The organism is Dysgonomonas termitidis, from assembly GCF_042654545.1.
GTDB lineage: Bacteria > Bacteroidota > Bacteroidia > Bacteroidales > Dysgonomonadaceae > Dysgonomonas > Dysgonomonas termitidis.
Genome location: NZ_JBHSGN010000050.1, coordinates 69,141 through 93,718, shown reverse-complemented (window position 1 = coordinate 93,718; position 24,578 = coordinate 69,141). Strand labels below are relative to the sequence as shown.

The following is a 24,578-nucleotide window of genomic DNA, read 5'->3' as shown; positions in this document are numbered from 1 at the left end:
CTAACGGCTAACAGCTAATAGCTTATTATTATATAGATAAAGTTCTCAAATACTGATTCACGTAAACTATCTTACGTTTATATTTTCTTTTTTCAAATAATCCTTTAAATCTTTTATCGCTATCTCGCCAAAATGAAAAACACTGGCTGCCAAGGCTGCGTCTGCTTTACCATTAACAAATACATCGCGAAAATGTTCCATATTCCCGGCCCCGCCGGAGGCAATAACAGGGATATTCAATGTTTCGGACAACCGGCGTAATGCCTCATTCGCATATCCGGTCTTCACTCCGTCATGATTCATACTGGTAAAAAGGATTTCACCTGCGCCGAGATTTTCAGCTTCCTTAGCCCAGGAGAAAAGTTCTTTATCTGTTTTGTTACGTCCACCGCTGGTGTAACATGACCATATCCCGTCTTCAAAGTTAGCATCTATTGCGCAAACACAAACCTGTGAACCGAAGTTTTTGGCTATTTTCTCAATTATCTCCGGATTTCTTATGGCTGTGGAATTTACAGAAACCTTATCCGCTCCGGCATTCAACAAGCGGTCTACATCCGATAATTCATTGATACCTCCACCGATGGTAAAAGGTATATTTATATTTGCGGCAATACGTTTTACCAATTCGGTAAATGTCTTACGCTCCTCGTGCGATGCCGTAATATCAAGAAATACCAGTTCATCGGCTCCCTGTTCGCTGTAACGCACACCGAGTTCCACCGGATCTCCGGCTTCCCGGAGGTTCACAAAATTGGTTCCTTTCACGGTCATCCCGTCTTTTACATCAAGACAAGGTATTATTCTTTTCGCTAACACGTATTTTAATTAAAAATGAAAAATTAAGAATGAAGGATTAAGAATTTATAACTCATAACTTTTAACCCTTAATTCGTCCAACGTCACCCGTTTCTCATAAATAGCTTTTCCTAAAATAACAGCAGGCACACCCGCACTCTCCAAATCGAGTATATCCTGAAAGCTACCGACCCCGCCACTTGCAATTAAACAGAGATCCGGAAAAGATTTCAGGATTTCCTTATACAAGTCGATAGACGGACCTTGAAGCATGCCATCCTTGCTGATATCGGTACAGACAACTTTTTTTATACCCTCCGCTTTATAATCTTTTATAAAAGGAATAATATCAACCGATGTAGACTCCTGCCAACCGGAAACAGCGATTTTACCGTCCTTACAATCAGCCCCCAAGATTATCTTTTCACTGCCGTATTTCGCTATCCAGGAGATAAATAAATCTCTATCCCTCACTGCGATACTCCCTCCGGTAACCATAGAAGCTCCCGAATCGAAAACAATATCCAGATCGGAATCACTTTGTACCCCTCCGCCAAAATCAATGACGAGGGATGTATTTGACGCTATCTTTTCCAGAACAGCCTGATTGACGACCCTCTTTGCCTTCGCGCCATCGAGGTCCACCAGATGAAGACGGCGGATACCCGCGCCTTCAAACATTTTCGCTACCTCCAGCGGATCTTCGTTATATACTTTCTTTGCATTATAATCGCCTTGCGACAGGCGAACACACTTACCGTCAATAATATCTATAGCAGGGATAATCTCTATCATGCTCTGTTTATTTAAGAAAAAAAGGTGATTGATAACGGATACTTCCAATATTCTCCGTTACTGGCCTTTATTGCTGCAATGATTATGAATACGATTTCGAGTACCGCGATGATGATAAGCATCGGAAGCCCTATTATAATCCCTATGATCGTGATACAGAAGATACCGGCTATTGTCGCATAAATAAGCATACTTATCATGAAATTCGCGATATTCTTTCCATGCCTGTCTACTTCCGGATATTCTTTTGCGTTTACCAGCCACAGCACAATGGGAAGGATAAAGCCTAATCCCGGAACCAGGAAGCCTGCAAACTGCGACAGGTGCATCAGCACGATATATGTATCTTTCTGTATACCACCTAATCCCCTTCCATCGTTTCCATAGCTGCCGGGGTTCAATATCCGGTGCTTTTCCTGCTGAAATTCTTCTTCCGAAATTGCTCCCTGAGCCCTAAGCTCCTCCAGCTTCCTTAATTCATCGTACTTATCCATGATAAATTGGTATTAGGTATTCAACAAAAAGTTCTTTAATATTTTTTCGCCCACTCCCCCACTCTTTTCGGGATGGAACTGGGTTGCATAAAAATTATCTTTATGGATGGCCGCGCTAAATGGAAGGATATAATCTGTTGTTGCTGCCGTATGCTTGCAACTGGCTACATAATAGCTATGTACAAAATATACAAATTCCCCCTCCAGTGAATCGTCAAAAACCTCACTTTTCAGATTTGTAATTGTATTCCATCCCATATGAGGCACTTTATCTTCGTGTCTTTCGGATGCAAAGCGCTTTACTTCCGCACCAAATATATTCAAACAATCCACATCGCCTTCTTCGGAATGGGCGCACATCAACTGCATGCCCAGACAAATACCCAGCACAGGCTGCTCCAAATCGGGAATAAGCTTATCCAATCCTGTTTGACGCAAATGATGCATCGTAGAACTGGCCTCTCCTACCCCCGGGAAAATCACTTTGTCAGCAGTCCTTATCAATTCTTTGTCAGCAGATACAATAGCTTCAACGCCCAAACGTTTGAAAGCATGTTCTACCGAAAAGATATTCCCTGCATTATATTTTATAATAACGATACTCATTTTTTAATAAAAAAGTTACGAGTTACAAGTAAACAAGATACGAGATACAAGTTGATAACTGTTTACTGTTTACTGCTCACTGTTAAAGTAAAGAATCAATCAGGGCAACCATTTCGTTGAACTCCTCCATCTTGAAAAGCCGGGTAAGCATTACTATCTTTCCATTCTTATCAATGATGATATTCCTTGTGATCCCCGCTTCTTTTTCCGCGTAAGTGCCAAAGATATCCGCTTGCGGGTCTAAACCGATAGGATAAGTCACTCCTGTCGCTTTGGCAAATTTCAATACTGTTTCGGCAGGCTCTTCGCGGTCTATGCCATATAACGCAAAATTCGGATTATCCTTATGCTTCTGCCATATCTCTTTCTCTATATGAGGCATTTCCTTACGGCAAACTCCACACCAGCTGGCAGTAAACTGTAACATAACAACCTTACCTCTCAGAGAGGATAATTTCACCTTTTGCCCCGAAGGCAAACTCATTTCAAAATCGGGAGCAATATCTCCCACTTTTACTTTATATTGGTAATTTTCTTCCTGAGAAAATATGCTCATTGAGAAAAATAACACGAACAAAATAACGATTGACTTTTTCATATGTCTTCTTCCTGTAATTGCCTGTTTAACATAAAACGCCTAAACCAAAGGGAAATAGGTAAGGATGCCAGTACACCCAGCGCATCAGCCAGAAAATCGTACCAATCCCCACTCCTTCCCGGGAAATATTCCGCTTGTATTATCTCTATTACTCCCCCGTAAATTATTGGGACCAGTATGGCGAAAACAACAAGCTTCAATATAATAATATGCCCTTTTTTGTAAAAGATATAATTGAAAGATGCCACTCCGGCCAGACCGAAATACATCAGGAAATGCACAATCTTATCGGCAGGGATAAAGAACTGAAACCCGACATCAGGTATATCATCCGTAGGGATAAGGCAACATAGATAAAAAATGATAACAGCAATGACCGCAGGGGGCCAGGTATATCTTACAATTCTTTTCAGCATAGCATGAATAAGGTCGCAGACCTATTTATTACATTGATAAGTAAAACAACAACAGCAGGTTAAGACTTGAGAGTATCCCATTGAATTGCATGCATTACTCATATCAGGTATTTCCAATACAGGTTCAAAGATACAGAAAATATCAATATATATATTATTCTGCGTACGAATCGTTAAATACTTTCATCTCACAATTCCGGCAATCGAACCAAAGACGCAATTTCGTATTGTTATATATCAAAAAGAAAGGTTCTTTGTAAGGATGTTTTTCGCTTCCTTCTTTCGGGCACCAACCTAATGACTGTTTGATACAATGACGAGTAAACATCAGAGGGACATCTTTTTGTCCCTGTTTTTCAAACGCAGGCTGTATCACCGACGATTGATGTTGCGTATAAAATTGCCTGCTCTTTTCGTTCATCACATTCCCCAGATATGTAATATCTTTAACAGGAAAAGCATGCGAGGTCCGTTTATGAGGGACAACTTCCTGTTGATATCTGATTTTCCTTACGGATAATAGTTTATCTGTCAGTTGTCTTCTCCATTCCGACAACAGCGACACCGGGACAAACCAACTATCGTTCCAGTTTATATTGACCTGTTCCACTTTAAATATCGTATTACCCGTCTTGCTCAGATTATTCCGGATATTTTCAGTTTGGTCTTTCAGAGCCGTTTGCTTCTCTGTTTCAAAATTGAGGATGGCATAATTGTCGTCTTCATCGGTAATTTCTAAAGAAAAGCCGAACGAAATTTCATTCAGTTCAATAGTCGTGCTTATACGGCGTTCCGCCGATTTCTTCGACAACAACTTTTCAAACTCATGGTCATAATTGCGGTACACAAAAGTACCACGCTTAACATCGGGAATCGTTGCCGGAAAAATAAGCTCTCCTTCTACACGGTTAACATGGATACCCTCCAGCTCTTTTTTATTATTGAAATAGCAAAGGCCATCGCCGTTGTGTATCTTTTTGGCACCATTAACCTTTATATATTTTGTGGTAATCTCAGTAATCTTCCCGATCGGTTCACCTATCGACTTGGGTGAGTCTACCGACCACATATTACGACTGCGTTCGTGCAGAAAGTATCTGGTAAAGCCCCTGTTGAAACTTTTCTCCGGACTGGGTTCGAATGTATAGACAGATTTGCCCGACGAGGCCCTTATATATTGGGGATTTCCCTCCATGACTGCAGCCAGCTTCATACGGTAATAGGCAACGATATTTTTTACATAGGAAACATCTTTCAACCGTCCTTCTATCTTCAGGGAACTGACGCCAGCCTCCAGTAATTCTTCCAGATTATCCGACAGATTGAGATCTTTCATCGACAGAAAATGCTTCTTCTGCATTATCTCTTCTCCGTCAGCGTCAACCAGCGTGTACGGTAAACGGCAATACTGGGCGCATGCTCCTTTGTTCGCACTTCGCCCCGACAAAGCCTGACTGAGATAACACTGCCCGCTGTAACATACGCACAATGCGCCATGCACAAAGACTTCGATAGGAGTTTTTACATGGGCGGCAATTTCGCCTATTTCATCTATTGTCAATTCCCGGGGCAATACGATTTGCTTAAATCCTGCATCTTCGAGAAACTTCACCTTCTCCGCGCTCCGGTTATCCATTTGTGTGCTTGCATGCAATGCAACCGGTGGAAGATTAAGCATAGTGATACCCATATCCTGAATTATCAGCGCATCTATTTTGGCATCGGCATATAACTGCCAGATGAGTTTTTCGGCGTCCTGCAATTCGCTATCTGTCAATATGGTATTCAGGGCGACATACACTTTTGCTCCGAACTGATGTGCGTACTCCGCCAGCGACCTGATATCATCAAGTGTATTTCCGGCAGCTGCACGCGCACTGAATCTCGGTGCGCCGATGTACACCGCGTCCGCTCCGTGATTGATGGCTTCAATACCGCATTCCAGATTCTTAGCAGGAGCAAGCAGCTCTATTTTGCGCGCTTTCAGCAAAGCTTATTTTCTTATAATATTTGTTTATTGATTGAACTTAGATATGGTACATATACCCCTCGTTCATAGGGTCTATATTACCCAAGTCTTTGATTCTCGTTTTATCATACGGAGTTTCCTGATATACAAAGTAGTTGAGCCAATTATTAAATAAAAGATTACCATGCCCCGACCATCGTACCACCGGCCCGTTCTCAGGATTATCATTTTTATAATAATTGAGCGGAATCTTTATAGGTAAGCCTTTTTCCGCATCCCGTATATATTCGTTATGAAGTGTATATGGTGCATATTCGGAATGTCCTGTCAGGTAAAATTCACGTCCTCCGCGGGATGCAACTATTCCGACACCGGAATCATCCGACTCCGACAGTATTTTCAACTCATGATGCCGAAGCACATCTTCCCGTGTTACGGTTGTATGGCGGCTATGAGGTATATAAAACTCGTCGTCGAACCCCCTGAATAACGGGAACTTCTTATCATGGGCAATATGCTTGAATACACCGAACATTTTCTCCGGTAGCGGATATTTTTTCACTCCGTAGAAATGATACATGGCAGCCTGTGCCGCCCAGCATATATATAATGTAGATGTCACATGAGTACGCGCCCAGTCGAATATAGAAGATATTTCGGGCCAGTAAGTCACTTCTTCAAATTCATACAGTTCCACAGGTGCACCTGTTATTATCATACCATCATAGAAATCATCCTTCACCTCACTGAAGTTCTTGTAAAACATTTCAAGGTGCTCTTCCGAAGTGTTCTTAGAAGTATGGGTTTCCAGCTTCAGGAACTCTACTTCTACCTGCAACGGATTGTTTGACAGTAACCTTATCAAATCAGTCTCCGTCATTATCTTAATAGGCATCAGATTGAGAATGAGCACACGCAAAGGACGGATATCCTGTTCGTTTGCCCTGAGTTGGTTCATTACAAAGATGTTCTCTTTCTTCAGAATCTCAATCGCCGGAAGATTGTTAGGTATATTAACTGGCATGGTCTATAGCTTTTACAAATCAAGTATGCAAAGTTATGATTTAGTTATGAGTTATAGGTTATGAGTTATGATTTTTTTAAGTTAACAGTCCCCCAGGGCCCGAAAGGGGGATGCTGTTAACAGTAACCGGTTATCAGACACTTAATTAATACTTACTTCTGGTTACTCTAAAATCAACAAACACTTTTTAAATACTACACCGAGTATATATAAATCTATTCTACAGGCACTTATATCCTTCTAAAAATGCCAGTTAAACCCAAATGCATAAGTCAGTTCTGCAAACCAGAATGCCTGATGAGCTTTGTCGTCCGACGATACGGTCGTCCTTATACTTGGCATATTAATATATCCCTCTTTCACTTCGGAACGTATAAAAAACAAGTTCCACAGATTTAGGTCCAGCCCGGCTTTCGCATTCAACCCGAATCCTGCGAGATGAAAAGCGTCGTGCCGTTCGTTCCCCATCATCATAACATTACTCCGGGGCATAAGAAATCCGGCTCCACCGCCGATCAGACCATTCACGTTAAGAATACCTTTATGGAAGAAATTCTTATAATATTCCAGTTCTGCATTTATATAGTTAAGCCCGTCGGTATGCTCAAATGTGAGGAAGTCGTCAGTCAGTTTTATAGAACCGTCGTCATTCACATGAGACTGGTATTCAGGCTTTACATGTCCGTCTATATCTACGGTCTGATTCTGGTCCATAACGTATTTCATATGATCTACACCTAAAGTTATAGCCATATTATCTTTTATAAAATACCCCAGGCGCAAGTTTGTTTGAGGAATGGTTATCCGATCAAGACGCAGGTAATTGAAATAGCTGATCTTATTTTGTTTATCTGATGCTTTCACTTTATGGAGAGTAAAGTCATAATCATTACCCTTGAAATGAATATCGGAGTTCGTATAGGCATCCCTGTTCCAGCCCCACAGGGCGAAGAATGTTCCTTTCCTATAGGCAGGTCCGGATTGAGCGAGTATCAGGGATGATTGAATAATTGCCAATAAGGCAAGTAATAGTTTCTTTTGCACGTCAGTGTCCTTTATTTGTGATTTTAAGACTAAAAACAAAAACCAGTTGAATTTGTTCAATCTATAACATCAAATAATATATAGAATAAACTAATAACAATAGAAAAGAATGCCGTTAAAGAGAATTACACCGCATCAGGCCAAAGAAAAACTATTGAATCCCGAAACAATACTGGTAGATATCAGAGATGAAGAGAGCTTCCGGCAAGGACACGTAAAAGGAGCGACACATCTTACCCACCTGAGCATACCCGGATTTGTGTCAATGACAAATAAGACCTATCCCATATTAGTCATGTGCTATCATGGAAATAGCAGCCAAATGGTAGCCCAATTCCTTACAGAGCAGGGTTTTGAAGATGTGTATAGCATCGATGGCGGATACGAGGGATGGGAGTGATTTCCGTACAGGTATCTCATTGCGAACGCCAAACGATATAAGATATATTCTTAAGCTCTTCAGACTGGGTACTTCCGTATTCAGTCTTTACGTGGTATTTGTCATAGTACCAGCCAAATGCAGTATTGCTTCCAACCAGATATATCGCATCAATTACCCCTATATCGACCAGCGCCTGCGCAAAATCATGGAATGACTCGGCGCTGCGGCTTTCTACCATTATCACCTTACCGGAACGTGTAGCCAGCGCCCTGCGGATCGATTTATTCTTCGGATTGTTTTCTATCAGTACACCATTATCTACCAATGGGTATTGCCTGAAAAAATAGCCTTTCGATTCAATCGCCTTTTGCAACAATGGAGTATTATCCGAAACCCCGATAGTAACTTCACCGTCAATGACCGCGCAAAATCCTGTTTTGGCAACACCCCGCGATAGTTTTTCCCCGGCAAGGACAAAATCGCCTACTATCTCGTAATTATCACCCCTGATATCGGCAGCCTGTGTGATGAGAACAATCGTTGAATCTGACTTATCCGGCATACCTACAGATAATGACAGTGTTGCATGATGAGGTACGTAAACAAACATAGGCACATCGTTAACCGTTTCTTCCAATATTTCCACATAGCCTTTTATGGTATCACCGGATATAGCCTTTATCGTATCAGGAGTTATACCAGCCGTATGCACAGCCTCTTCCGTTTCAGGTTCGAAATAATAATCGGCATCCGGTTTGCGCAATAGCAATATCAACAATGCTACTATTATTGCTATCACTACACAAGCCACAGCTATGAGCCACCACCTCTTTTTGGAGGCGGGCTTTTTATCCCTACTTTCTTTTGAGCCAAGAAAGTAGACTTCGTTTTCTGTTTGTATATCTTTCTTGCTCATTGTTCGGATCTCCTGCTTTTTATACTATTTTCCAATACTGTCTTCAATGCTTTCAAAGCTTCTTTCGAAGCAGAAAGTGCAAATTTATGAGGAAAGCTGATATCTGAAAGAATAATCTGCTGCTTGGAAACGTTCACGTAATAGATATATTGTGCATTTATAATCAGGCTTTTACCCAGACGTATAAAAGTACCTGCATCGTTGGCCAGCTGTTGCTCAATAACCTTTTCGAAAGTCCCCAGATTGAACGAAAACAGATGCTCTTCCTTATTGACCAGCACCATAGTGGAATAATTCCCGTCGGAAGATATATAGACTATCCTCTCGGGAGAGACCCTCACCAGGTCGTTACTGTTTGCCAATACAAGATATCTCTGCATTACCTCATTAATTTAATACAAAAATAGATTATTCCTGATATAATCCACTATCCAAAGATACTTTATGTATTAAACAGGCGATCTGTTGTATGAAATATATATGTCTAATATGTATCATTGTAATCTTCATACTATTCAAATACAAATATAGGATTTTAATAGTATCAATTGTAAGTTAACAGATCTCCTGCAGTTGTTTTGCGGGATATAAAATATCAAAAAACATACAAGATAAGAGAGCGAAATATAATAATAAATTACCCTCTCCATATTCATTTATCAATTTTGATTTCACAGCAAAAAAAACTATCTTTGAACGAGTTTTGAAATAGCTATGATCGCAGACCTGTTTATTACTTTGGGTAGTAAAGAAACAGCTTGCAATCCGGAATGTATCATTAAATTCTATCTTTTACTTAAAATCAGATATTACACATGTTCCCCGAAGATATTATCGACGAACCAGAGAATTTAGAGAACGACGAACCCGTTATGGATGAGGAATCGGAGAATGACAGCAGCCATTCCGATTATAAGGTACCAGTGAAAGACTCGGGCGACAATCAGCTACATTTGTCAGGCATGTTCCAAAACTGGTTTTTGGACTATGCTTCTTATGTTATACTCGAACGTGCCGTTCCGCATATTACCGACGGGTTAAAACCCGTACAACGACGAATCATGCATTCGATGAAGCGAATGGATGACGGACGTTACAACAAGGTGGCAAATATCATAGGCCACACCATGCAGTTCCACCCGCATGGAGACGCATCTATAGGTGACGCTTTGGTACAGCTGGGCCAAAAAGATTTACTGGTCGATTGTCAGGGAAACTGGGGAAATGTCTTCACCGGGGATGGTGCAGCCGCTCCCCGTTATATAGAAGCCCGCCTCTCTAAATTTGCACTGGAAGTGCTTTTTAATCCTAAGACAACCGAATGGAAACCATCGTATGACGGGCGTAACAAAGAACCCATTACCCTGCCCGTAAAATTCCCTTTATTGCTGGCACAGGGTGCTGAAGGTATTGCCGTAGGGTTATCTTCTAAAATACTCCCTCACAACTTCAACGAATTATGCGATGCTGCCGTAGCGCATCTGCAAGGAGAAGAATTTACTTTATATCCTGATTTTCAGACAGGGGGATATATAGATATAAGCAAATATAATGACGGAGAACGCGGCGGTTCGGTAAAAGTACGTGCCAAAATATCCAAACTGGACAATAAAACACTTGTCATAAGTGATATTCCTTATGGAAGGACATCGTCTTCGGTCGTAGAATCTATCCTGAAGGCAAATGACAAAGGCAAGATAAAAATCCGTAAGGTAGACGATATCACAGCCCAGAATGTAGAAATTCATGTACATTTGGCTGCCGGTGTTTCGTCTGATAAAACAATAGACGCGCTCTATGCCTTCACTGATTGTGAGATCAGCATTTCTCCAAACTGCTGCGTAATTGAAGATAACAAGCCGTATTTCCTCGCTGTCAGCAAAATACTCAAAGATACGACCGAAAATACACAAAGGTTACTCAAACTTGAGTTGGAAATACAAAAGAGCGAACTGGAAGAAACACTCCATTTCTCGTCTCTCGAAAAAATATTTATCGAAGAACGCATCTATAAAGATAAAGAGTTTGAAAACGCCGTGAACATGGATGCCGCTGTCGAACATATCGACAAACGCCTGTCTAAATTTGCCAAACTGTTTATCCGCGAGGTAACCCGTGAAGACATCATGAAACTGATGGAAATAAGAATGGGCCGTATCCTCAAATTCAACTCCGACAAGGCGGATGAACTGATCGCCAGATATAAAGAAGAAATAGAAGAAATAAAGCATGATATCGAAAACATCGTAGACTATACCATTTCATGGTATATGATGTTGAAAGAGAAATACGGCAAGAACTATCCCCGTAAAACGGAGATACGGAGTTTCGATACCATTGAGGCTACAAAGGTTGTGGAAGCCAACGAAAAGCTTTACATCAACCGCGAAGAAGGCTTTATCGGGACAGGGCTAAAGAAAGACGAATATGTATGTAATTGCTCCGACATTGACGATATTATTATTTTCTATAAGGACGGGAAATATAAGATTGTAAAAGTCAGTGATAAAATGTTCGTCGGCAAAAACGTACTGTATCTTTATGTCTTCCGCCGTAACGACAACCGTACAATTTACAATGTGGTATACCGTCATGGAAAGCATGGGCCCGATTATATTAAACGCTTTGCTGTAACAGGTATCACCCGCGATAAGGAATACGATGTAACACAGGGTAAGGAAGGCTCACGGATTGTATATTTCAGCGCGAATCCTAACGGAGAGGCGGAAACAATACGTGTAATACTGAAACCCAAACCACGCCAGAAAATACTCGTTTTCGAAAAAGACTTCAGCGATATAGCCATCAAAGGACGCCAGTCGATGGGTAATATTCTCACAAAAGCAGAAGTGCATAAAATATCGTTGAAACAGAAAGGAGGCTCGACCCTCGGAGGACGCAAAGTCTGGTTCGACCAGGATGTATTACGCCTTAACTATGACGGACGCGGCAAATTCCTCGGAGAATTTCAGAGCGATGACCTGATATTGGTAGTTAATCAAAACGGGGAGTTCTATACTTCAAATTTTGATGTAACCAATCACTACGAAGCAGGTATTATCCGTATAGAGAAATTCGACGCGAATAAGACCTGGACAGCCGTACTGTTTGATGCTGACCAGCAGTTCATGTATCTGAAACGTTTTGCATTCGAAGCCTCAGCAAAGAAACAGAATTTCCTTGGAGAAAATCATGAATCGAAATTACATATACTGACCGATATTGTTTATCCGCGGATACAGGTTACATTCGGTGGTCGTGATAATTACCGTGAAGCATTGGAAATAGATGCCGATGAATTCATCGCAGTAAAAGGCTTTAAAGCAAAAGGCAAACGCCTGTCGACATTCGAAATCGGAGAGATCAGGGAACTGGAACCTATCCGTTTCCCCGAAGTAGCAGAGGAAGAAGAAAAGAAATTCGAAGTACAGATAGATGACGACGATGACGAAATCGACAACCGGCCTATATCGGATATCATAGATGAAATAACCGGGCAACAATCATTGTTTAAAGATGGAGATAAGGAAGAGTAGATATCTGTATTTGACATGCTGCTTACTTCTTTGCAGCAGTATTTCTTCTCAAATTAAAGAAGATACTCTGAAAACTGTAGTCATTGAAGCTGATGCAATAAAACAAGTATCAATAATTATTGATGACTCCGGTCTAAGTATTCCAAAACCTCTTATCACCAACAACACCATCACTGCATCCATTGGCTCTGCCAATATGTACGACACATACTTGTCACCATTAGAATACAAAGGATTTTCCATACATCTGATGTATGAGCAAATGCGCCGTACCACGTGGCTCAATTATAAATTCTACAAACAACAGGTCTTTGAACTGGACTTTTCCAAAGGGGACAATCCGGCAAAGAACGCCACTGAATACTGGGCTTTGGCAAATTACCGTATCGGCGGACATTACAGCCTGTATAATACCGATGCATTCCGCTTCGGTGTCGGTGGGCTGTGGGATATCAATGCAGGCGTACTTTATAATGAGCGCAACGGGAATAATCCTGCCACTGCACGTGGATATACCAATCTGAACCTGTCGCTTACAGCATCCTATAAATTCAAATGGTTTGCCGTACGCTGGCAAATGGATACGCCTTTTATGGGTATGCTGTTCTCTCCCAAATACGGACAATCTTATTATGAGATTTCGTTAGGTAACTCCGTCGGGGTAGTCAATTTCGCTTCATTGCATAATCAGCGGGCGTTGCGCAATTACCTGACAGTAGATGTACCGATACATAAATATACTATCCGCGTAGGCTATCTTGGTTCGTGGTATCAGACGAAAGTACATGATATACAAACCCACCACTATACCAATAGTTTCGTAATCGGCTTTCCTATCGAGAGCGTGAAAAGACCAAGAGAGAAGGCGAAGAATAATTATTGGAACGGATACTAAGCCCCCTCCCAACCTTCCGAAAGGGAGGTGAACAGAGTGGGTAATTTATAAATATAAACCAAAGGCCCCTCCTTTGGAGGGGTTGGGGAGGCCAAATGTTCAGAGAAGTAAGACGACAAAACAGAATACTGGAAGATGAGGTTCGCATTACCGAACTACTGCAAACTTCCGAATACGGATTCCTGAGCTTAGGAACAACAGAGAATGGTTATGCTTATGGGATACCCATCAGCTATGCGTTTGACAAAGAAAGTAACAGCCTCTATTTCCATTGTGCGCCGGAGGGGCAGAAACTGGATATATTAAGAGAAAACGATAAAGTTTCATTCTGCGTCGTAGGTGTTACCAAACCTATTGCCGAACAGTTTACAACCCTCTTCGAAAGTGTTATCGTATTCGGCAAAGCCGGCATAGATATGTCAGATGATGAGAAGCGAAAGGCCTTGCGCCTGCTGGTCCGTAAATATTCACCGGACTATGAAGAACTCGGTGAAAAGTATATGGATAAATCATGGAGCCGGACAGCCACATTCAAAATAGAAATAGAACACATTACGGCAAAAGCAAAATATTAACCGCTCTATTTCACCATAAGAAATCCAAATTTCATACAGTAAACGCCGTATTTGGTACAAACGTACTGAAACAATGACAAAATACGAAAGATAGAATATACTTTTGTATCTGTAAACAGCTATTGTTTTATCTGATCATCGGAACCGGATACGTTGACATAAAAGTAAAATATCACTAAAATATTTTCTCTCATAATATATTTTAGCGAAAAGTAAGTAGCTTTGCACAACTTTAGAAAAACAGTTTCAGAATCAAATAAAACATTAGATTAAATTGTTGATTGTGAGTACATCTAATAATTCGTATTTTGGTAAGGCAATTTTATTCGTAGCCTTATCCATAGCAGCCTTTTTAGTTTTCAAGGAAGTTTTGCCTGAACGCTTGTTTTCGGAACATGTGGAAGCGAACGAAAATATCCTGATGGATAGCATGGCTCTTATGGCTCAGAGCGATACAACAGAAATACATGACATACCGGTTATAGAGCCGGATAGTACAAAAGTTCAGGCTTATGAAGAAGTAGATGCCAACTTTAATCCTGCATTGACAGCTGACGGATACCAAAACCTCAATCGTTTCTACACCAAGCTGCATGAACTGCAAGAGACAAAAACAGGTAAGGTCAGAATCGCCTATTTTGGAGACTCCATGAACGACGGGGACTACATAGTGCAAGACGTCCGCAGTGAGTTTCAGGAAAATTATGGAGGAGAAGGTGTCGGCTATGTGGCCGTATCCTCACTCTCGGCAGGGGCCAGAGGGTCTATATCGCACCAGTATTCTAAAAACTGGTTTTCCCAATCATTTGTAAAAGTGAAGAAACCGATGAAACCATTTGGTATAGACGGGCAGGTTTTCTTTGCAAAAGATCCTGCTCAAACATATTGGGTAAGATATAAAGCACAGTCACAGAAACATTCGACCCAACTGAATAATCCCGTATTATTATACGGCAGGGGTAATAACAGCAAAGCCTATGTAACGGTTGCGGCAGATAAAGATTCGGTATCCAGCAAGATCCTGAATCCTGTAAATCTGCTAAATACACTGTCCCTTTCGTCTCACAATGCCAAATCGATACAGGTCAATTTCCATAATGCAGATTCCATACCTATCTACGGATTCAATTTCGATAACGGAGAAGGTGTGCATGTGGATAATTTTTCTACCCGTGGAAATTCGGGTCTGCCCCTGTCCATCCTAAACCCGGCATTGATGAATGCTTTCGATAAGGTACTGAATTATGATTTGATAATCCTTCACTATGGAGCAAATGTATTAGGCTATGGTTCATTGAATTACAACTGGTACGAACGGAATATGACAACAGTAGTGAACAATCTGCATGAATGCTTCCCGAATGCCGATATATTAGTCATTTCCACAGCAGACAGGGCATTGAAGATAGACGGGACTATGCAAACCGACCCAGCTGTGGTTCCTCTCGCCAATGCGCAACGGAATTATGCACGCAAGACCAATTCCGGCTTTATATCCCTGTATGAAGTGATGGGAGGCAAAGGTTCGATGGTAACCTGGGTAGATAATAAACTGGCCAATAAGGATTATACCCACTTCAACGGCTCCGGCTCAAAGAAAGTGGCCAAACTGATATATAGTGAAATAGATAAAGGATACACGAAATTTAAAGCGAAACAATAAAGAAAATAACCTGCCGATGAAGTTTGCAAAGAAAATACTACCCCTATTCTTCCTGTTTTTATTATTGCCTGCATTGATGCTCTCTGCCAAAGGCAGATACGACAGCAAGGAGACAAAGGATAACGGTGACAATATTTTTGCTAATCAGGCATTACTCTCAGCCATTTTTGAGAAATTATACAATTTAGAGAAAAACAAGCAAGGTAAAGTTAATATAGTGCATATAGGCGATTCACATATTCAGGCTGACTTTTTCACCAATGCAATCCGTGAAGCCCTACAGATCAAGTTCGGGAACGGAGGGTTCGGATTTACATTCCCTTACAGTCTGGTGAGGACAAACGGTCCCCGTTATGTAAAATATGCATGTAATGCCACATGGCAGAGCCTGTTGAATGTATATCCTGTTGCCGATGTAGGTGTGGGACTGAGCGGGATAGCCCTATACACTTCTGCCGAAGACTTCGTTCTGCAACTGTCTACGCAGGAAGGATACGAGTTTAATAATGTAAAAATCATATATCCGACCAAAGAACCCCAATACAGAATGTCCGTAACAGCCGAGCCATTACAGGTTTCTTCATCGGGTACCGTCACGGCATCTACTATAGGGATGAGATACCACACCGTGAAAAGCGGGGAAAGCTTATCGGTAATAGGACGGAAATATGGAGTTACCGTAGCGCAGATAAAGAATGCCAACGGGATGAAGTCGAATATGATAAGACCAAAGCAGAGGCTTAAAATTCCGGTAAAAGCAGGAGCCAGAAGTACCAGGCCTGTACAGACCAAAGCCCAGACATCCAATATAGCGAAAGACAGTATAGACTATGTGAATATGGTAACCAAACCATATTACTCATCCTATACCAGCGATACATTGATGAGCCGTATAACTATTTTACCGGCTGAAAAGCAACCGATGTATAACCTCAACGGGTTTGTCATAGAAAATGACAAGCCAGGTGTCATATACCATTCGATAGGAGTTAATGGTGCAAAACTATCGGATTATAATAAATATCCGTTGTTTTTTGAACAGCTGCCTATCCTCCGCCCCGATCTGGTGATCTTGTCTTTTGGCACAAATGAGTCATTCGGAAAACTATCCGATACGGAGTATATTTATCAGATACAGGAGTTCGCAGAAAATATAAAAAGGTTGAATCCTTTCGCAACGGTGTTGGTTATGACCCCGCCACCATCCATGTTTCGGCGCCGTCGCGTAAATACCTATATCACAGACTACAGCAATGCCCTTATGGGATTAAGTAACCTGCCTGTATGGGATTTATATACACGTATGGGGGGAGCATCAGGTATCGCGCCCAAAGGAGAGTATGCACGTCTGATTGCCCGGGACAAGGTCCACTACACAAGCAGTGGATACCAGGCTCAAGGTCAATTATTCGCTTCCGACTTTATTGACGCATATAATAATTTTAAGAAGAAAAAGATAAATTGAAAACACTATTAAATATAACCGACATATATCTTCCCGATTACATATCTAAACTATTTGGAAATCTGGACATTTATTCGTGGTTTGTATATAACCCCGAGCATCCCCTGTTATTCAACAGTGCGCTGTTCCTTGGGCTTTTCCTTGTATTCTATATTATATATGTGCTCACAAAGTCTCAGAAGCATGAGCTTTTCCGTAAGATATATATTATTGTTTTCTCGCTATTCTTCTATTATAAAGCAGGAGGGAATTACTATATACTGCTGCTTGTTTGCGCTGTTGTTACCCATCTGTTATCAAAAAAGATGTATGAGGTAGAGAAACCTTCTTCACGGAAACTGTTGCTTACACTCATCATTGTAGCCAATCTGGGGATGCTGTCGTATTATAAATACACAAACTTCCTGATTGATAACATTAACGCGATATTTCACGGTGATTTATCTTTCCGGAATATAATATTGCCCATCGGTATTTCATTCTTCGTATTCGAGGCCATCAGCTATGCCGTAGATCTTTACCGCAGGCAGATGGAACCGGCCAGGTCTACCCTCGATTTCTGCTTCTATATCAGCTTTTTCCCTAAACTGGTAGCAGGGCCTATCATCAGGGCAAAGGACTTTCTCCCGCAGATGTACAAAAAATTACATTTGACCAGAGAGGAAACCAGTACAGCCATATTCCTTATACTGATAGGTCTGATAAAAAAGGCCGTCATATCGGACTATATATCTACCAACTTTGTCGACCGTGTATTTGATTCTCCATTGAGCTATACGGCATTCGAAAACCTAATGGCTGTATATGGCTATACATTGCAAATATATTGTGACTTTTCGGGGTATTCAGATATGGCAATCGGGCTGGCCTTACTGATGGGATTCACCATTCCACCCAACTTCCTGACTCCGTATAAATCACAATCCATCACAGAATTCTGGCGCCGCTGGCATATATCTCTATCGTCATGGTTACGCGACTATCTGTACATTTCTTTGGGAGGTAACCGGAAGGGGAAAATAAGAACCTATATAAATCTGTTCCTCACAATGCTTATCGGTGGCCTTTGGCATGGGGCATCATGGAAATTCGTCATGTGGGGCGGATTACATGGGGGAATATTGGTGGTAGAGCGTTTCTTCAAACAATTTATAAAAGTACCGGACAACCGTTTTACCCGTATCATCTGCATATTGCTCACATTCCACTTCGTGGCCTTCTGCTGGATATTCTTCCGCGCGGGTAGTTTCGAACTGGCCGGTGACGTGATTATGAGTATCGGCAACCTGACATTCGCACCACACGACTGGCTGGTTGTTCTCGAAGGATACAAGAATGTATTTATCCTTGTCGCCATAGGATATGTTATGCATTTCTTACCTGAGAAGTTTGTAAATCTGGTAAAAGCCGGGTTCAACAGTACTCCGTTGGTATTCAAAGCAGGATTGGCCGGATTAGCATTCTGGCTGGTGTATGCTACAATGTCGAGCGGCCCTCAGCCGTTTATCTATTTCCAATTTTAAAAGGCATTACAAAAGCCATTAAACGTATATCTTATGTACCGGATCAAACAATACGCCTTCCATAAAACCAAATATGGCGAAGAGCTGTTAATTGATGTTGTCCGGCTAAAGAATATAAAGAAATATTTGAAAGAGGATGCAATCCATAGGTTGGGATACTATGACATTACCCTGATTACAGATGGCTATGGCAAGTTTAAAATTGATGAAAAGGAATATTATGTCCGGAAAGGGGATATCATATTCTCCTCACCCAATCAGATACGCTGGTGGGACATCGATAATATTACAGACGGTTACGCCCTCATATTTGAAAAAGAATTTCTGCTCACCTTCTTTAATGATCCTGATTTTCTGGAGCACTTATCATATTTCAAAGGCTCGCATGCTTTTAATAAATTAAGCCTTAAAGAAGAAGCCGCGCACATTATCCGGCTGATAAATGAGATCAAACAGGAAATAGACTCTTATAAAGAAAAAGATAAGCATATACTAAGAGCGTTACTATATCAGATACTGAAATCACTGGACAGAATTTATATCCTTAGAAATTCATCTTCCGGTAATACCGAAAACGTAAAAAACAGACATGCCGACACTTTTATAAAACTTGTAGACATCGGATATAAGCAAAACCATTCTATCCGTCATTATGCAGACAAACTCTGTATTACTCCAAATTATCTGAACGAACTGATAAAATCGGCAATGGGGATTAGCGCCAAACAAGTTATTCAGAATAAGCTTATACAAGAAGCAAAAAAAATGCTCTTATATACATCCGATTCCATATCAGACATAGCTGCGTCTCTCAATTACGAAAATACATCATACTTTATCCGTTTTTTCAGGAAACAAACAGGCCATACACCTTTACAATACCGAAATACCAATAAACCATAAAAAGTGCTATTTTCCCCAGCATATGCATTACCAGCATTCTACAGCGAGATAATACCTTTGTAATGAAATAATTTAAATCATTACAAACATGAATCACAAAAACATCGCAACAAAGATTATCGCACTGGAAACAGCCGCATTAGAGAAATGGAACAACGGTAATCCGTCGGGCTATCTGGAGCTATACACTCCGGACTTCACTTATTTCGACCCTTTTCTGGAGAAAAGATCGGATGGCTTCGATAAAATAGAAACTCTTTACGAGGAAATGAGAGGTAAGGTGCTGGTAGATAAGTATGAAATGATCGAACCTGTGGTACAGGCTACAGATGAAATGGCGGTCTTAACTTATAATCTGCTATCATACACAGGGGAAACGGTATATAAGTGGAACTGTACTGAGGTTTATAAGTTAGTAGCAAATGAATGGAAGATTATCCATAATCACTGGTCTTTTATAAAACCGGTATAGAACGTTTTCAGTCAAGGGTATTATCGAACTCACGCTCCAGGTCTTCCAGTTCCTTCTTTATCTGTTCCAGTTTCTGTATGACCTGTACCTTGCGTGTTTCCTCATCTTTTCTTTGTTTCAAAGTCTGACGGGCGCCCTCCAGGGTCAGCCCTTTTTCTTTTACAAGATGATATACGACTGCAATATCTTCAATATTCTTCCTGGTATATTGGCGGGCGCCGCCATCTGTCTTCCGTGGATTGATTATATCAAATTCGGTCTCCCAAAAACGAAGCAATGATTCATTTACACCAAAGTGGACTGCAACCTCTTTGATGGAATAGTACAAACGGTTACTATTTTCTAAATCAATTTTCATATTTTAGCCGTTAGCTATTAGCCGATAGCTCTTAGCTTTTTTTTACTGTTTACTGCTAACTGTTAACTGACATCAATCCATTACCTGTCCGTGGTTAGCGGCTATCTGCAACATCTTGTCATACTCTTCCGGAGATAAGTCCATAAAGTAATACTTTGCCGGATTGTCGGGAACACCCCTTACATGAACCTCGTAGTGAAGATGCGGGCCGGTAGACTTTCCGGTATTCCCTACCTCACCGATTTGCTCCCCACGTGTAACCTTCTGGCCATAACGCACTTTATAATCATTCAAATGCGCATACAAAGTCTCATAGCCGTAACCGTGGTCAACTATAATACACTTACCGTAACCTTGCTTCCAGTCGGCAAGGGTAACCACCCCGTCACCCGTGACATATACGGGAGTACCTATATTGGATGCAAAGTCCATTCCCGCATGGAAACGGGCTGTTCCGTAAATAGGGTCTATACGCGTACCATATCCTGACGCTATCTGTTTCAGAAATTTATCAGGAACCGGCTGAATGCTTGGTATATGTTTAAGACGGTCTTTCTGATTTTTTGCCATACCCAGTACTTCATCGAAAGAATTCGACTGGATATAGATCTGCTTTGAAATATAGTCTATCTTCTTCGTTGTCTGAATAATAAGCTCCGGACTGGACAATTCCGTCAGGTAATCATATCTGCCCGGGGCACCTACTCCCGATGTCCTTATAGATGTAGGAATAGGATCGGCATGGAAAATAGCCCTGTACAGATTATCGTCACGCTGCTGTATATCCCTCAAAACTTTAGACATCTCGTCGGCCCGCCTCGACAATACTTCATACTGTGTAAGTATGAGTTGATTTTCTTTTTTCTGAGCCTCTCCCCAAGGGGTACCAAAGAAATAAACAAATGCTATCAAAGCTCCTATCCCAACCACTATGCCCGATATCAAATGACGGAAAACGGTGATAACTTTATCCTTCATGCCAGGATAAATCCGTTCATATGTGAGAGTTTGCGGATTGTAACGATAGTATACTTTTCGCTTCATTTTTAGTACTTCTCCGATATTTTGTTTAGAGAGTTCGACAAAAGTAAAGTTTTTGAACTATTTTTGCAAATTGAAATTACTAATATAAATATGCTAATGTGAAAATGTGCCAATATGCCAATATTATAAGTTATCAGGTAGAATAAATCGGCACATCGGCATATTATAAATTGACTCATTAAAACTATGATGACTTCTAAAGAAATTCGTGACTCTTTCAAATCTTTCTTTGCTTCCAAAGGACACCAGATAGTATCGTCAGCCCCGATGGTTATCAAGGATGACCCTACTCTGATGTTTACAAACGCGGGTATGAACCAGTTCAAAGACATTATTCTGGGAAATGCGCCTATTAAATATCCACGTGTGGCGGACTCACAGAAATGCCTTCGTGTTAGCGGCAAGCATAACGACCTTGAAGAAGTCGGCCACGATACATATCACCATACGATGTTCGAAATGCTTGGCAACTGGTCTTTTGGCGACTATTTCAAAAAAGAGGCTATAGAATGGGCATGGGAATATCTGACTAAAGTTATCAAGCTGGATAAGAACCGTTTATATGTAACGGTATTCGAAGGCAGTCCCGAAGAAGGCCTGTCACGCGACGACGAAGCTGCCGGATACTGGGAGCAATACCTATCCAAAGACCGCATTATAAACGGAAATAAGAAAGACAATTTCTGGGAAATGGGAGATACCGGACCGTGTGGTCCATGTTCGGAAATACATATAGATTTACGTCCCGACGAAGAACGCGCAAAGGTTGACGCACTGACCCTTGTAAATGAAAGCCATCCGCAAGTGATTGAAATATGGAATCTTGTATTCATGCAATTTAACCGTAAAGCTGACAAATCACTGGAACCGCTACCTGCAAAAGTAATCGACACCGGTATGGGATTCGAACGGCTATGTATGGCAGTACAGGGGAAAACTTCCAATTATGATACTGATGTATTCCAGACCATTATAAAAGCTATCGGGGGATTAACCGGAAGCACTTACGGACAGGATGAAAAACAAGACATCGCTATGCGTGTCATTGCTGACCATATCCGGACCATCGCGTTCTCAATTACCGACGGGCAATTACCATCGAATGCTAAAGCAGGTTATGTAATCCGGCGTATTCTCCGCCGTGCCGTTCGCTACGGATATACATTCCTCGACCAGCATAAGGCATTTATGTACAAGCTCATTTCTGCCCTGATAGAGACTATGGGCGGGGCTTATCCGGAACTTATCCAACAACAAACGCTGATAGAGAAAGTGATAAAGGAGGAGGAAGAATCATTCCTGCGCACACTCGAGACAGGTATTAAATTACTCGACAAGCAAATATCCGATACAAAAGCGAAAAATAAAACGGAACTGAATGGCGCCGACGCTTTTACACTATATGATACATTCGGCTTCCCGCTCGACCTTACAGAGCTTATCCTTCGCGAAAACGGTATGACCGTAGACAACGACGGCTTTAAGGCGGAGATGCAGAAGCAAAAAGACCGTGCCCGTAATGCCGCCGCTGTGGAAACAGGCGACTGGGTAGTTCTGAAAGAAGGCGACCCGGAATTCTTCGGATACGATTTCACGGAATGTGAAACGGAGATACTCCGCTACCGGAAAGTAAAACAAAAGAATCATGAATTTTACCAGATAGTGCTTAACCGCACACCTTTCTATGCCGAAATGGGCGGACAGGTCGGCGACAGCGGCTGGTTGATACATGATGATGAGAAAATAGAAATCACTGATACAAAACGTGAGAACAACCTGGCGGTTCATCTCTCTGCTAAATTACCCGAAGATGTGACAGCTACATTTATTGCACGCATCAACACGAAGAACCGTACCGCTACCGAGTGTAATCATACCGCGACACACTTATTGCACGAAGGCCTTCGCGAAATACTGGGAAACCATGTGGAACAGAAAGGTTCATATGTATCTCCCGGTGTTCTGCGTTTCGACTTCTCACATTTCCAGAAACTGACGGATAAGGAGATACGTAAAGTGGAGCGGTTTGTAACAGCAAAAATACGCGAGGATATTACCCGCGATGAGAAACGCCATGTCCCTATCTCCGAAGCCAGGGCAATGGGAGCGATGGCCCTGTTTGGCGAAAAATACGGTGATGACGTACGGGTTATACGCTTCGGTGACTCCGTAGAGCTTTGCGGGGGTACACATATTTCATCTACGGGCCGTATCGGATCATTCCGTATTGTGAATGAAAGCTCTATTGCCGCCGGTGTACGCCGCATAGAGGCTATTACAGCCGAGGCGTGTGAAAACTACTTCTATACGCAACAGGATATATTGACCGAAGTGAGATCATTCTTCAACAATACGCCTAATCTGACTCAGGCTCTCCAGAAATTCCTCGAAGAAAATTCAGAACTTAAAAAACAGGTGGATGAATACGTCAAGGAAAAAATCGTTCAGGTAAAGGACGCTTTAATAAAGAAAAAACAGGTTATCAACGGTATAGATATATATTCTTTAGCCGGACCATTCCCTGCTGATATTGCAAAAGATATAGCATTCCAGATCAGGAGCCAGTTCCCTGTCAATTCAGTTTTCGTTGGGGCTACCCAATATGAAAATAAGCCGATGCTTACATTGATGATTAGTGACGATCTGGTGAAGGATCACGAACTAAATGCTTCTCAGATAATCCGTGATGCAGCTAAACATATCCAAGGCGGCGGAGGCGGGCAACCTCATTTTGCTACTGCAGGAGGAAAGAATATAGAAGGCTTGTCGAATGCATTGCATGAGATAATGGAAAAGATAAAGTGATATTTATTCTATTAAATAGTTATTAGGGACGGTAAATTACCGTCCCTACTTATTTTATATTTGCATTGAGAAAAGTAAAAAGGTTTATCTATATAATAAGATTAAAGACAACGATAATCTTGTCGTTCTTTGAAATTATTTATTATCAATTATAAGATTGCAGAAAAGTAACACCGGAAAAATATCTAAAAAGGTGTTACTTTTGTTACCTTTTTTATAGTTACAAGTTACTTCGCCCTAGGGCAGTTACGCGTTACGAGTAGACAAGATACGAGATACGAGTTGTTAACTGCTGAC

23 protein-coding genes are annotated in these 24,578 nt (G+C 41.4%); 10 read left to right on the top strand and 13 right to left on the bottom strand.

Features of this window, described 5'->3' with window-relative positions:
* Nucleotides 1-66: 66 nt before the first annotated feature.
* The 9 genes from hisF to ACFO6W_RS06035 all read right to left on the bottom strand — a co-directional run bounded on the left by hisF (nucleotide 67) and on the right by ACFO6W_RS06035 (nucleotide 7,744).
* On the bottom strand, nucleotides 67-819 hold the full coding sequence (gene hisF, locus ACFO6W_RS06075; protein WP_379994491.1) for an imidazole glycerol phosphate synthase subunit HisF: 753 nt from the start codon (nucleotides 817-819) through the stop codon (nucleotides 67-69).
* A 45-nt stretch (nucleotides 820-864) separates the two neighbouring features.
* Nucleotides 865-1,593: a 1-(5-phosphoribosyl)-5-[(5-phosphoribosylamino)methylideneamino]imidazole-4-carboxamide isomerase gene (gene hisA, locus ACFO6W_RS06070; protein WP_379994490.1), complete on the bottom strand. Its 729-nt coding sequence runs from the start codon at nucleotides 1,591-1,593 to the stop codon at nucleotides 865-867.
* 11 nt (nucleotides 1,594-1,604) lie between these two features.
* Entirely contained in the window at nucleotides 1,605-2,087 is a 483-nt protein-coding gene (locus tag ACFO6W_RS06065) for a magnetosome magnetite crystal formation protein family (RefSeq protein ID WP_379994489.1), read from the bottom strand.
* 12 nt (nucleotides 2,088-2,099) lie between these two features.
* Nucleotides 2,100-2,693 (bottom strand): imidazole glycerol phosphate synthase subunit HisH, encoded by a 594-nt coding sequence (hisH, locus tag ACFO6W_RS06060; RefSeq protein WP_291112840.1) that lies wholly within the window; start codon nucleotides 2,691-2,693, stop codon nucleotides 2,100-2,102.
* Between the two features lie 82 nt (nucleotides 2,694-2,775).
* Nucleotides 2,776-3,249 (bottom strand): TlpA family protein disulfide reductase, encoded by a 474-nt coding sequence (locus ACFO6W_RS06055; RefSeq protein ID WP_379994547.1) that lies wholly within the window; start codon nucleotides 3,247-3,249, stop codon nucleotides 2,776-2,778.
* A gap of 38 nt (nucleotides 3,250-3,287) precedes the next feature.
* Nucleotides 3,288-3,707, bottom strand: a complete 420-nt coding sequence (locus tag ACFO6W_RS06050) for a VanZ family protein (protein WP_006797597.1) — start codon at nucleotides 3,705-3,707, stop codon at nucleotides 3,288-3,290.
* A gap of 154 nt (nucleotides 3,708-3,861) precedes the next feature.
* Complete coding sequence (locus ACFO6W_RS06045; protein WP_379994488.1) at nucleotides 3,862-5,697, bottom strand: peptidase U32 family protein; 1,836 nt, start codon at nucleotides 5,695-5,697, stop codon at nucleotides 3,862-3,864.
* A 37-nt stretch (nucleotides 5,698-5,734) separates the two neighbouring features.
* Nucleotides 5,735-6,700: a homoserine O-acetyltransferase MetA gene (metA, locus tag ACFO6W_RS06040; protein ID WP_379994486.1), complete on the bottom strand. Its 966-nt coding sequence runs from the start codon at nucleotides 6,698-6,700 to the stop codon at nucleotides 5,735-5,737.
* A gap of 240 nt (nucleotides 6,701-6,940) precedes the next feature.
* Entirely contained in the window at nucleotides 6,941-7,744 is an 804-nt protein-coding gene (locus tag ACFO6W_RS06035) for a hypothetical protein (RefSeq protein WP_379994484.1), read from the bottom strand.
* A 109-nt stretch (nucleotides 7,745-7,853) separates the two neighbouring features.
* Here ACFO6W_RS06035 and glpE point away from each other — a divergent pair, with 109 nt between their 5' ends.
* Nucleotides 7,854-8,144 carry a thiosulfate sulfurtransferase GlpE gene (gene glpE / locus ACFO6W_RS06030; RefSeq protein WP_379994483.1) on the top strand — a complete coding sequence of 97 codons (291 nt, stop codon included), beginning with the start codon at nucleotides 7,854-7,856 and terminating at the stop codon, nucleotides 8,142-8,144.
* Between the two features lie 16 nt (nucleotides 8,145-8,160).
* Here glpE and ACFO6W_RS06025 read toward each other — a convergent pair whose 3' ends face one another.
* Nucleotides 8,161-9,042: a hypothetical protein gene (locus ACFO6W_RS06025; RefSeq protein ID WP_379994482.1), complete on the bottom strand. Its 882-nt coding sequence runs from the start codon at nucleotides 9,040-9,042 to the stop codon at nucleotides 8,161-8,163.
* A complete protein-coding gene (locus tag ACFO6W_RS06020) occupies nucleotides 9,039-9,422 on the bottom strand; it encodes a LytTR family transcriptional regulator DNA-binding domain-containing protein (protein WP_379994481.1) in 384 nt (127 codons plus the stop codon). The genes ACFO6W_RS06025 and ACFO6W_RS06020 overlap by 4 nt, the downstream gene beginning before the upstream one ends.
* A gap of 492 nt (nucleotides 9,423-9,914) precedes the next feature.
* On the opposite strand from ACFO6W_RS06020, the gene ACFO6W_RS06015 reads away from it, so the two are divergent.
* The 8 genes from ACFO6W_RS06015 to ACFO6W_RS05980 all read left to right on the top strand — a co-directional run bounded on the left by ACFO6W_RS06015 (nucleotide 9,915) and on the right by ACFO6W_RS05980 (nucleotide 20,074).
* Nucleotides 9,915-12,578 (top strand): DNA gyrase/topoisomerase IV subunit A, encoded by a 2,664-nt coding sequence (locus ACFO6W_RS06015; RefSeq protein ID WP_379994546.1) that lies wholly within the window; start codon nucleotides 9,915-9,917, stop codon nucleotides 12,576-12,578.
* Nucleotides 12,559-13,473, top strand: coding sequence for a DUF3316 domain-containing protein (locus tag ACFO6W_RS06010; protein WP_379994480.1), 915 nt, complete (start codon nucleotides 12,559-12,561; stop codon nucleotides 13,471-13,473). Before ACFO6W_RS06015 ends, ACFO6W_RS06010 begins: the two co-directional genes overlap by 20 nt.
* A gap of 95 nt (nucleotides 13,474-13,568) precedes the next feature.
* Nucleotides 13,569-14,048: a pyridoxamine 5'-phosphate oxidase family protein gene (locus tag ACFO6W_RS06005; protein WP_379994479.1), complete on the top strand. Its 480-nt coding sequence runs from the start codon at nucleotides 13,569-13,571 to the stop codon at nucleotides 14,046-14,048.
* 283 nt (nucleotides 14,049-14,331) lie between these two features.
* Complete coding sequence (locus ACFO6W_RS06000; protein ID WP_379994478.1) at nucleotides 14,332-15,711, top strand: SGNH/GDSL hydrolase family protein; 1,380 nt, start codon at nucleotides 14,332-14,334, stop codon at nucleotides 15,709-15,711.
* 16 nt (nucleotides 15,712-15,727) lie between these two features.
* Nucleotides 15,728-17,176 carry a LysM peptidoglycan-binding domain-containing protein gene (locus tag ACFO6W_RS05995; protein ID WP_379994477.1) on the top strand — a complete coding sequence of 483 codons (1,449 nt, stop codon included), beginning with the start codon at nucleotides 15,728-15,730 and terminating at the stop codon, nucleotides 17,174-17,176.
* Between the two features lie 41 nt (nucleotides 17,177-17,217).
* Nucleotides 17,218-18,699, top strand: a complete 1,482-nt coding sequence (locus tag ACFO6W_RS05990) for an MBOAT family O-acyltransferase (protein ID WP_379994544.1) — start codon at nucleotides 17,218-17,220, stop codon at nucleotides 18,697-18,699.
* A gap of 33 nt (nucleotides 18,700-18,732) precedes the next feature.
* Nucleotides 18,733-19,602, top strand: a complete 870-nt coding sequence (locus ACFO6W_RS05985) for an AraC family transcriptional regulator (RefSeq protein WP_379994476.1) — start codon at nucleotides 18,733-18,735, stop codon at nucleotides 19,600-19,602.
* A gap of 88 nt (nucleotides 19,603-19,690) precedes the next feature.
* Entirely contained in the window at nucleotides 19,691-20,074 is a 384-nt protein-coding gene (locus ACFO6W_RS05980; protein ID WP_379994475.1) for a YybH family protein, read from the top strand.
* Nucleotides 20,075-20,081: 7 nt separating this feature from the next.
* Here the strand turns inward: ACFO6W_RS05980 and ACFO6W_RS05975 are convergent, their stop codons facing one another.
* Nucleotides 20,082-20,432, bottom strand: a complete 351-nt coding sequence (locus ACFO6W_RS05975) for a MerR family transcriptional regulator (RefSeq protein ID WP_379994474.1) — start codon at nucleotides 20,430-20,432, stop codon at nucleotides 20,082-20,084.
* A 72-nt stretch (nucleotides 20,433-20,504) separates the two neighbouring features.
* Complete coding sequence (locus tag ACFO6W_RS05970; protein WP_379994473.1) at nucleotides 20,505-21,476, bottom strand: M23 family metallopeptidase; 972 nt, start codon at nucleotides 21,474-21,476, stop codon at nucleotides 20,505-20,507.
* Nucleotides 21,477-21,662: 186 nt separating this feature from the next.
* Here ACFO6W_RS05970 and alaS point away from each other — a divergent pair, with 186 nt between their 5' ends.
* Nucleotides 21,663-24,281, top strand: coding sequence for an alanine--tRNA ligase (gene alaS, locus ACFO6W_RS05965; protein WP_379994472.1), 2,619 nt, complete (start codon nucleotides 21,663-21,665; stop codon nucleotides 24,279-24,281).
* The last annotated feature ends 297 nt before the right edge of the window (nucleotides 24,282-24,578 follow it).

Coding starts and splice junctions, on each gene's coding strand:
- ACFO6W_RS06020 (WP_379994481.1), bottom strand. CDS start 9,422: ATGCAGAGATATCTTGTATTGGCAAACAGTAACGACCTGGTGAGGGTC.
- metA (WP_379994486.1), bottom strand. CDS start 6,700: ATGCCAGTTAATATACCTAACAATCTTCCGGCGATTGAGATTCTGAAG.
- ACFO6W_RS06010 (WP_379994480.1), top strand. CDS start 12,559: ATGGAGATAAGGAAGAGTAGATATCTGTATTTGACATGCTGCTTACTT.
- ACFO6W_RS05980 (WP_379994475.1), top strand. CDS start 19,691: ATGAATCACAAAAACATCGCAACAAAGATTATCGCACTGGAAACAGCC.
- ACFO6W_RS06025 (WP_379994482.1), bottom strand. CDS start 9,042: ATGAGCAAGAAAGATATACAAACAGAAAACGAAGTCTACTTTCTTGGC.
- alaS (WP_379994472.1), top strand. CDS start 21,663: ATGATGACTTCTAAAGAAATTCGTGACTCTTTCAAATCTTTCTTTGCT.
- ACFO6W_RS05985 (WP_379994476.1), top strand. CDS start 18,733: ATGTACCGGATCAAACAATACGCCTTCCATAAAACCAAATATGGCGAA.
- ACFO6W_RS05975 (WP_379994474.1), bottom strand. CDS start 20,432: ATGAAAATTGATTTAGAAAATAGTAACCGTTTGTACTATTCCATCAAA.
- ACFO6W_RS06065 (WP_379994489.1), bottom strand. CDS start 2,087: ATGGATAAGTACGATGAATTAAGGAAGCTGGAGGAGCTTAGGGCTCAG.
- hisA (WP_379994490.1), bottom strand. CDS start 1,593: ATGATAGAGATTATCCCTGCTATAGATATTATTGACGGTAAGTGTGTT.
- hisH (WP_291112840.1), bottom strand. CDS start 2,693: ATGAGTATCGTTATTATAAAATATAATGCAGGGAATATCTTTTCGGTA.
- ACFO6W_RS05970 (WP_379994473.1), bottom strand. CDS start 21,476: ATGAAGCGAAAAGTATACTATCGTTACAATCCGCAAACTCTCACATAT.
- ACFO6W_RS05995 (WP_379994477.1), top strand. CDS start 15,728: ATGAAGTTTGCAAAGAAAATACTACCCCTATTCTTCCTGTTTTTATTA.
- ACFO6W_RS06015 (WP_379994546.1), top strand. CDS start 9,915: ATGGATGAGGAATCGGAGAATGACAGCAGCCATTCCGATTATAAGGTA.
- ACFO6W_RS06055 (WP_379994547.1), bottom strand. CDS start 3,249: ATGAGCATATTTTCTCAGGAAGAAAATTACCAATATAAAGTAAAAGTG.
- ACFO6W_RS06050 (WP_006797597.1), bottom strand. CDS start 3,707: ATGCTGAAAAGAATTGTAAGATATACCTGGCCCCCTGCGGTCATTGCT.
- ACFO6W_RS06005 (WP_379994479.1), top strand. CDS start 13,569: ATGTTCAGAGAAGTAAGACGACAAAACAGAATACTGGAAGATGAGGTT.
- glpE (WP_379994483.1), top strand. CDS start 7,854: ATGCCGTTAAAGAGAATTACACCGCATCAGGCCAAAGAAAAACTATTG.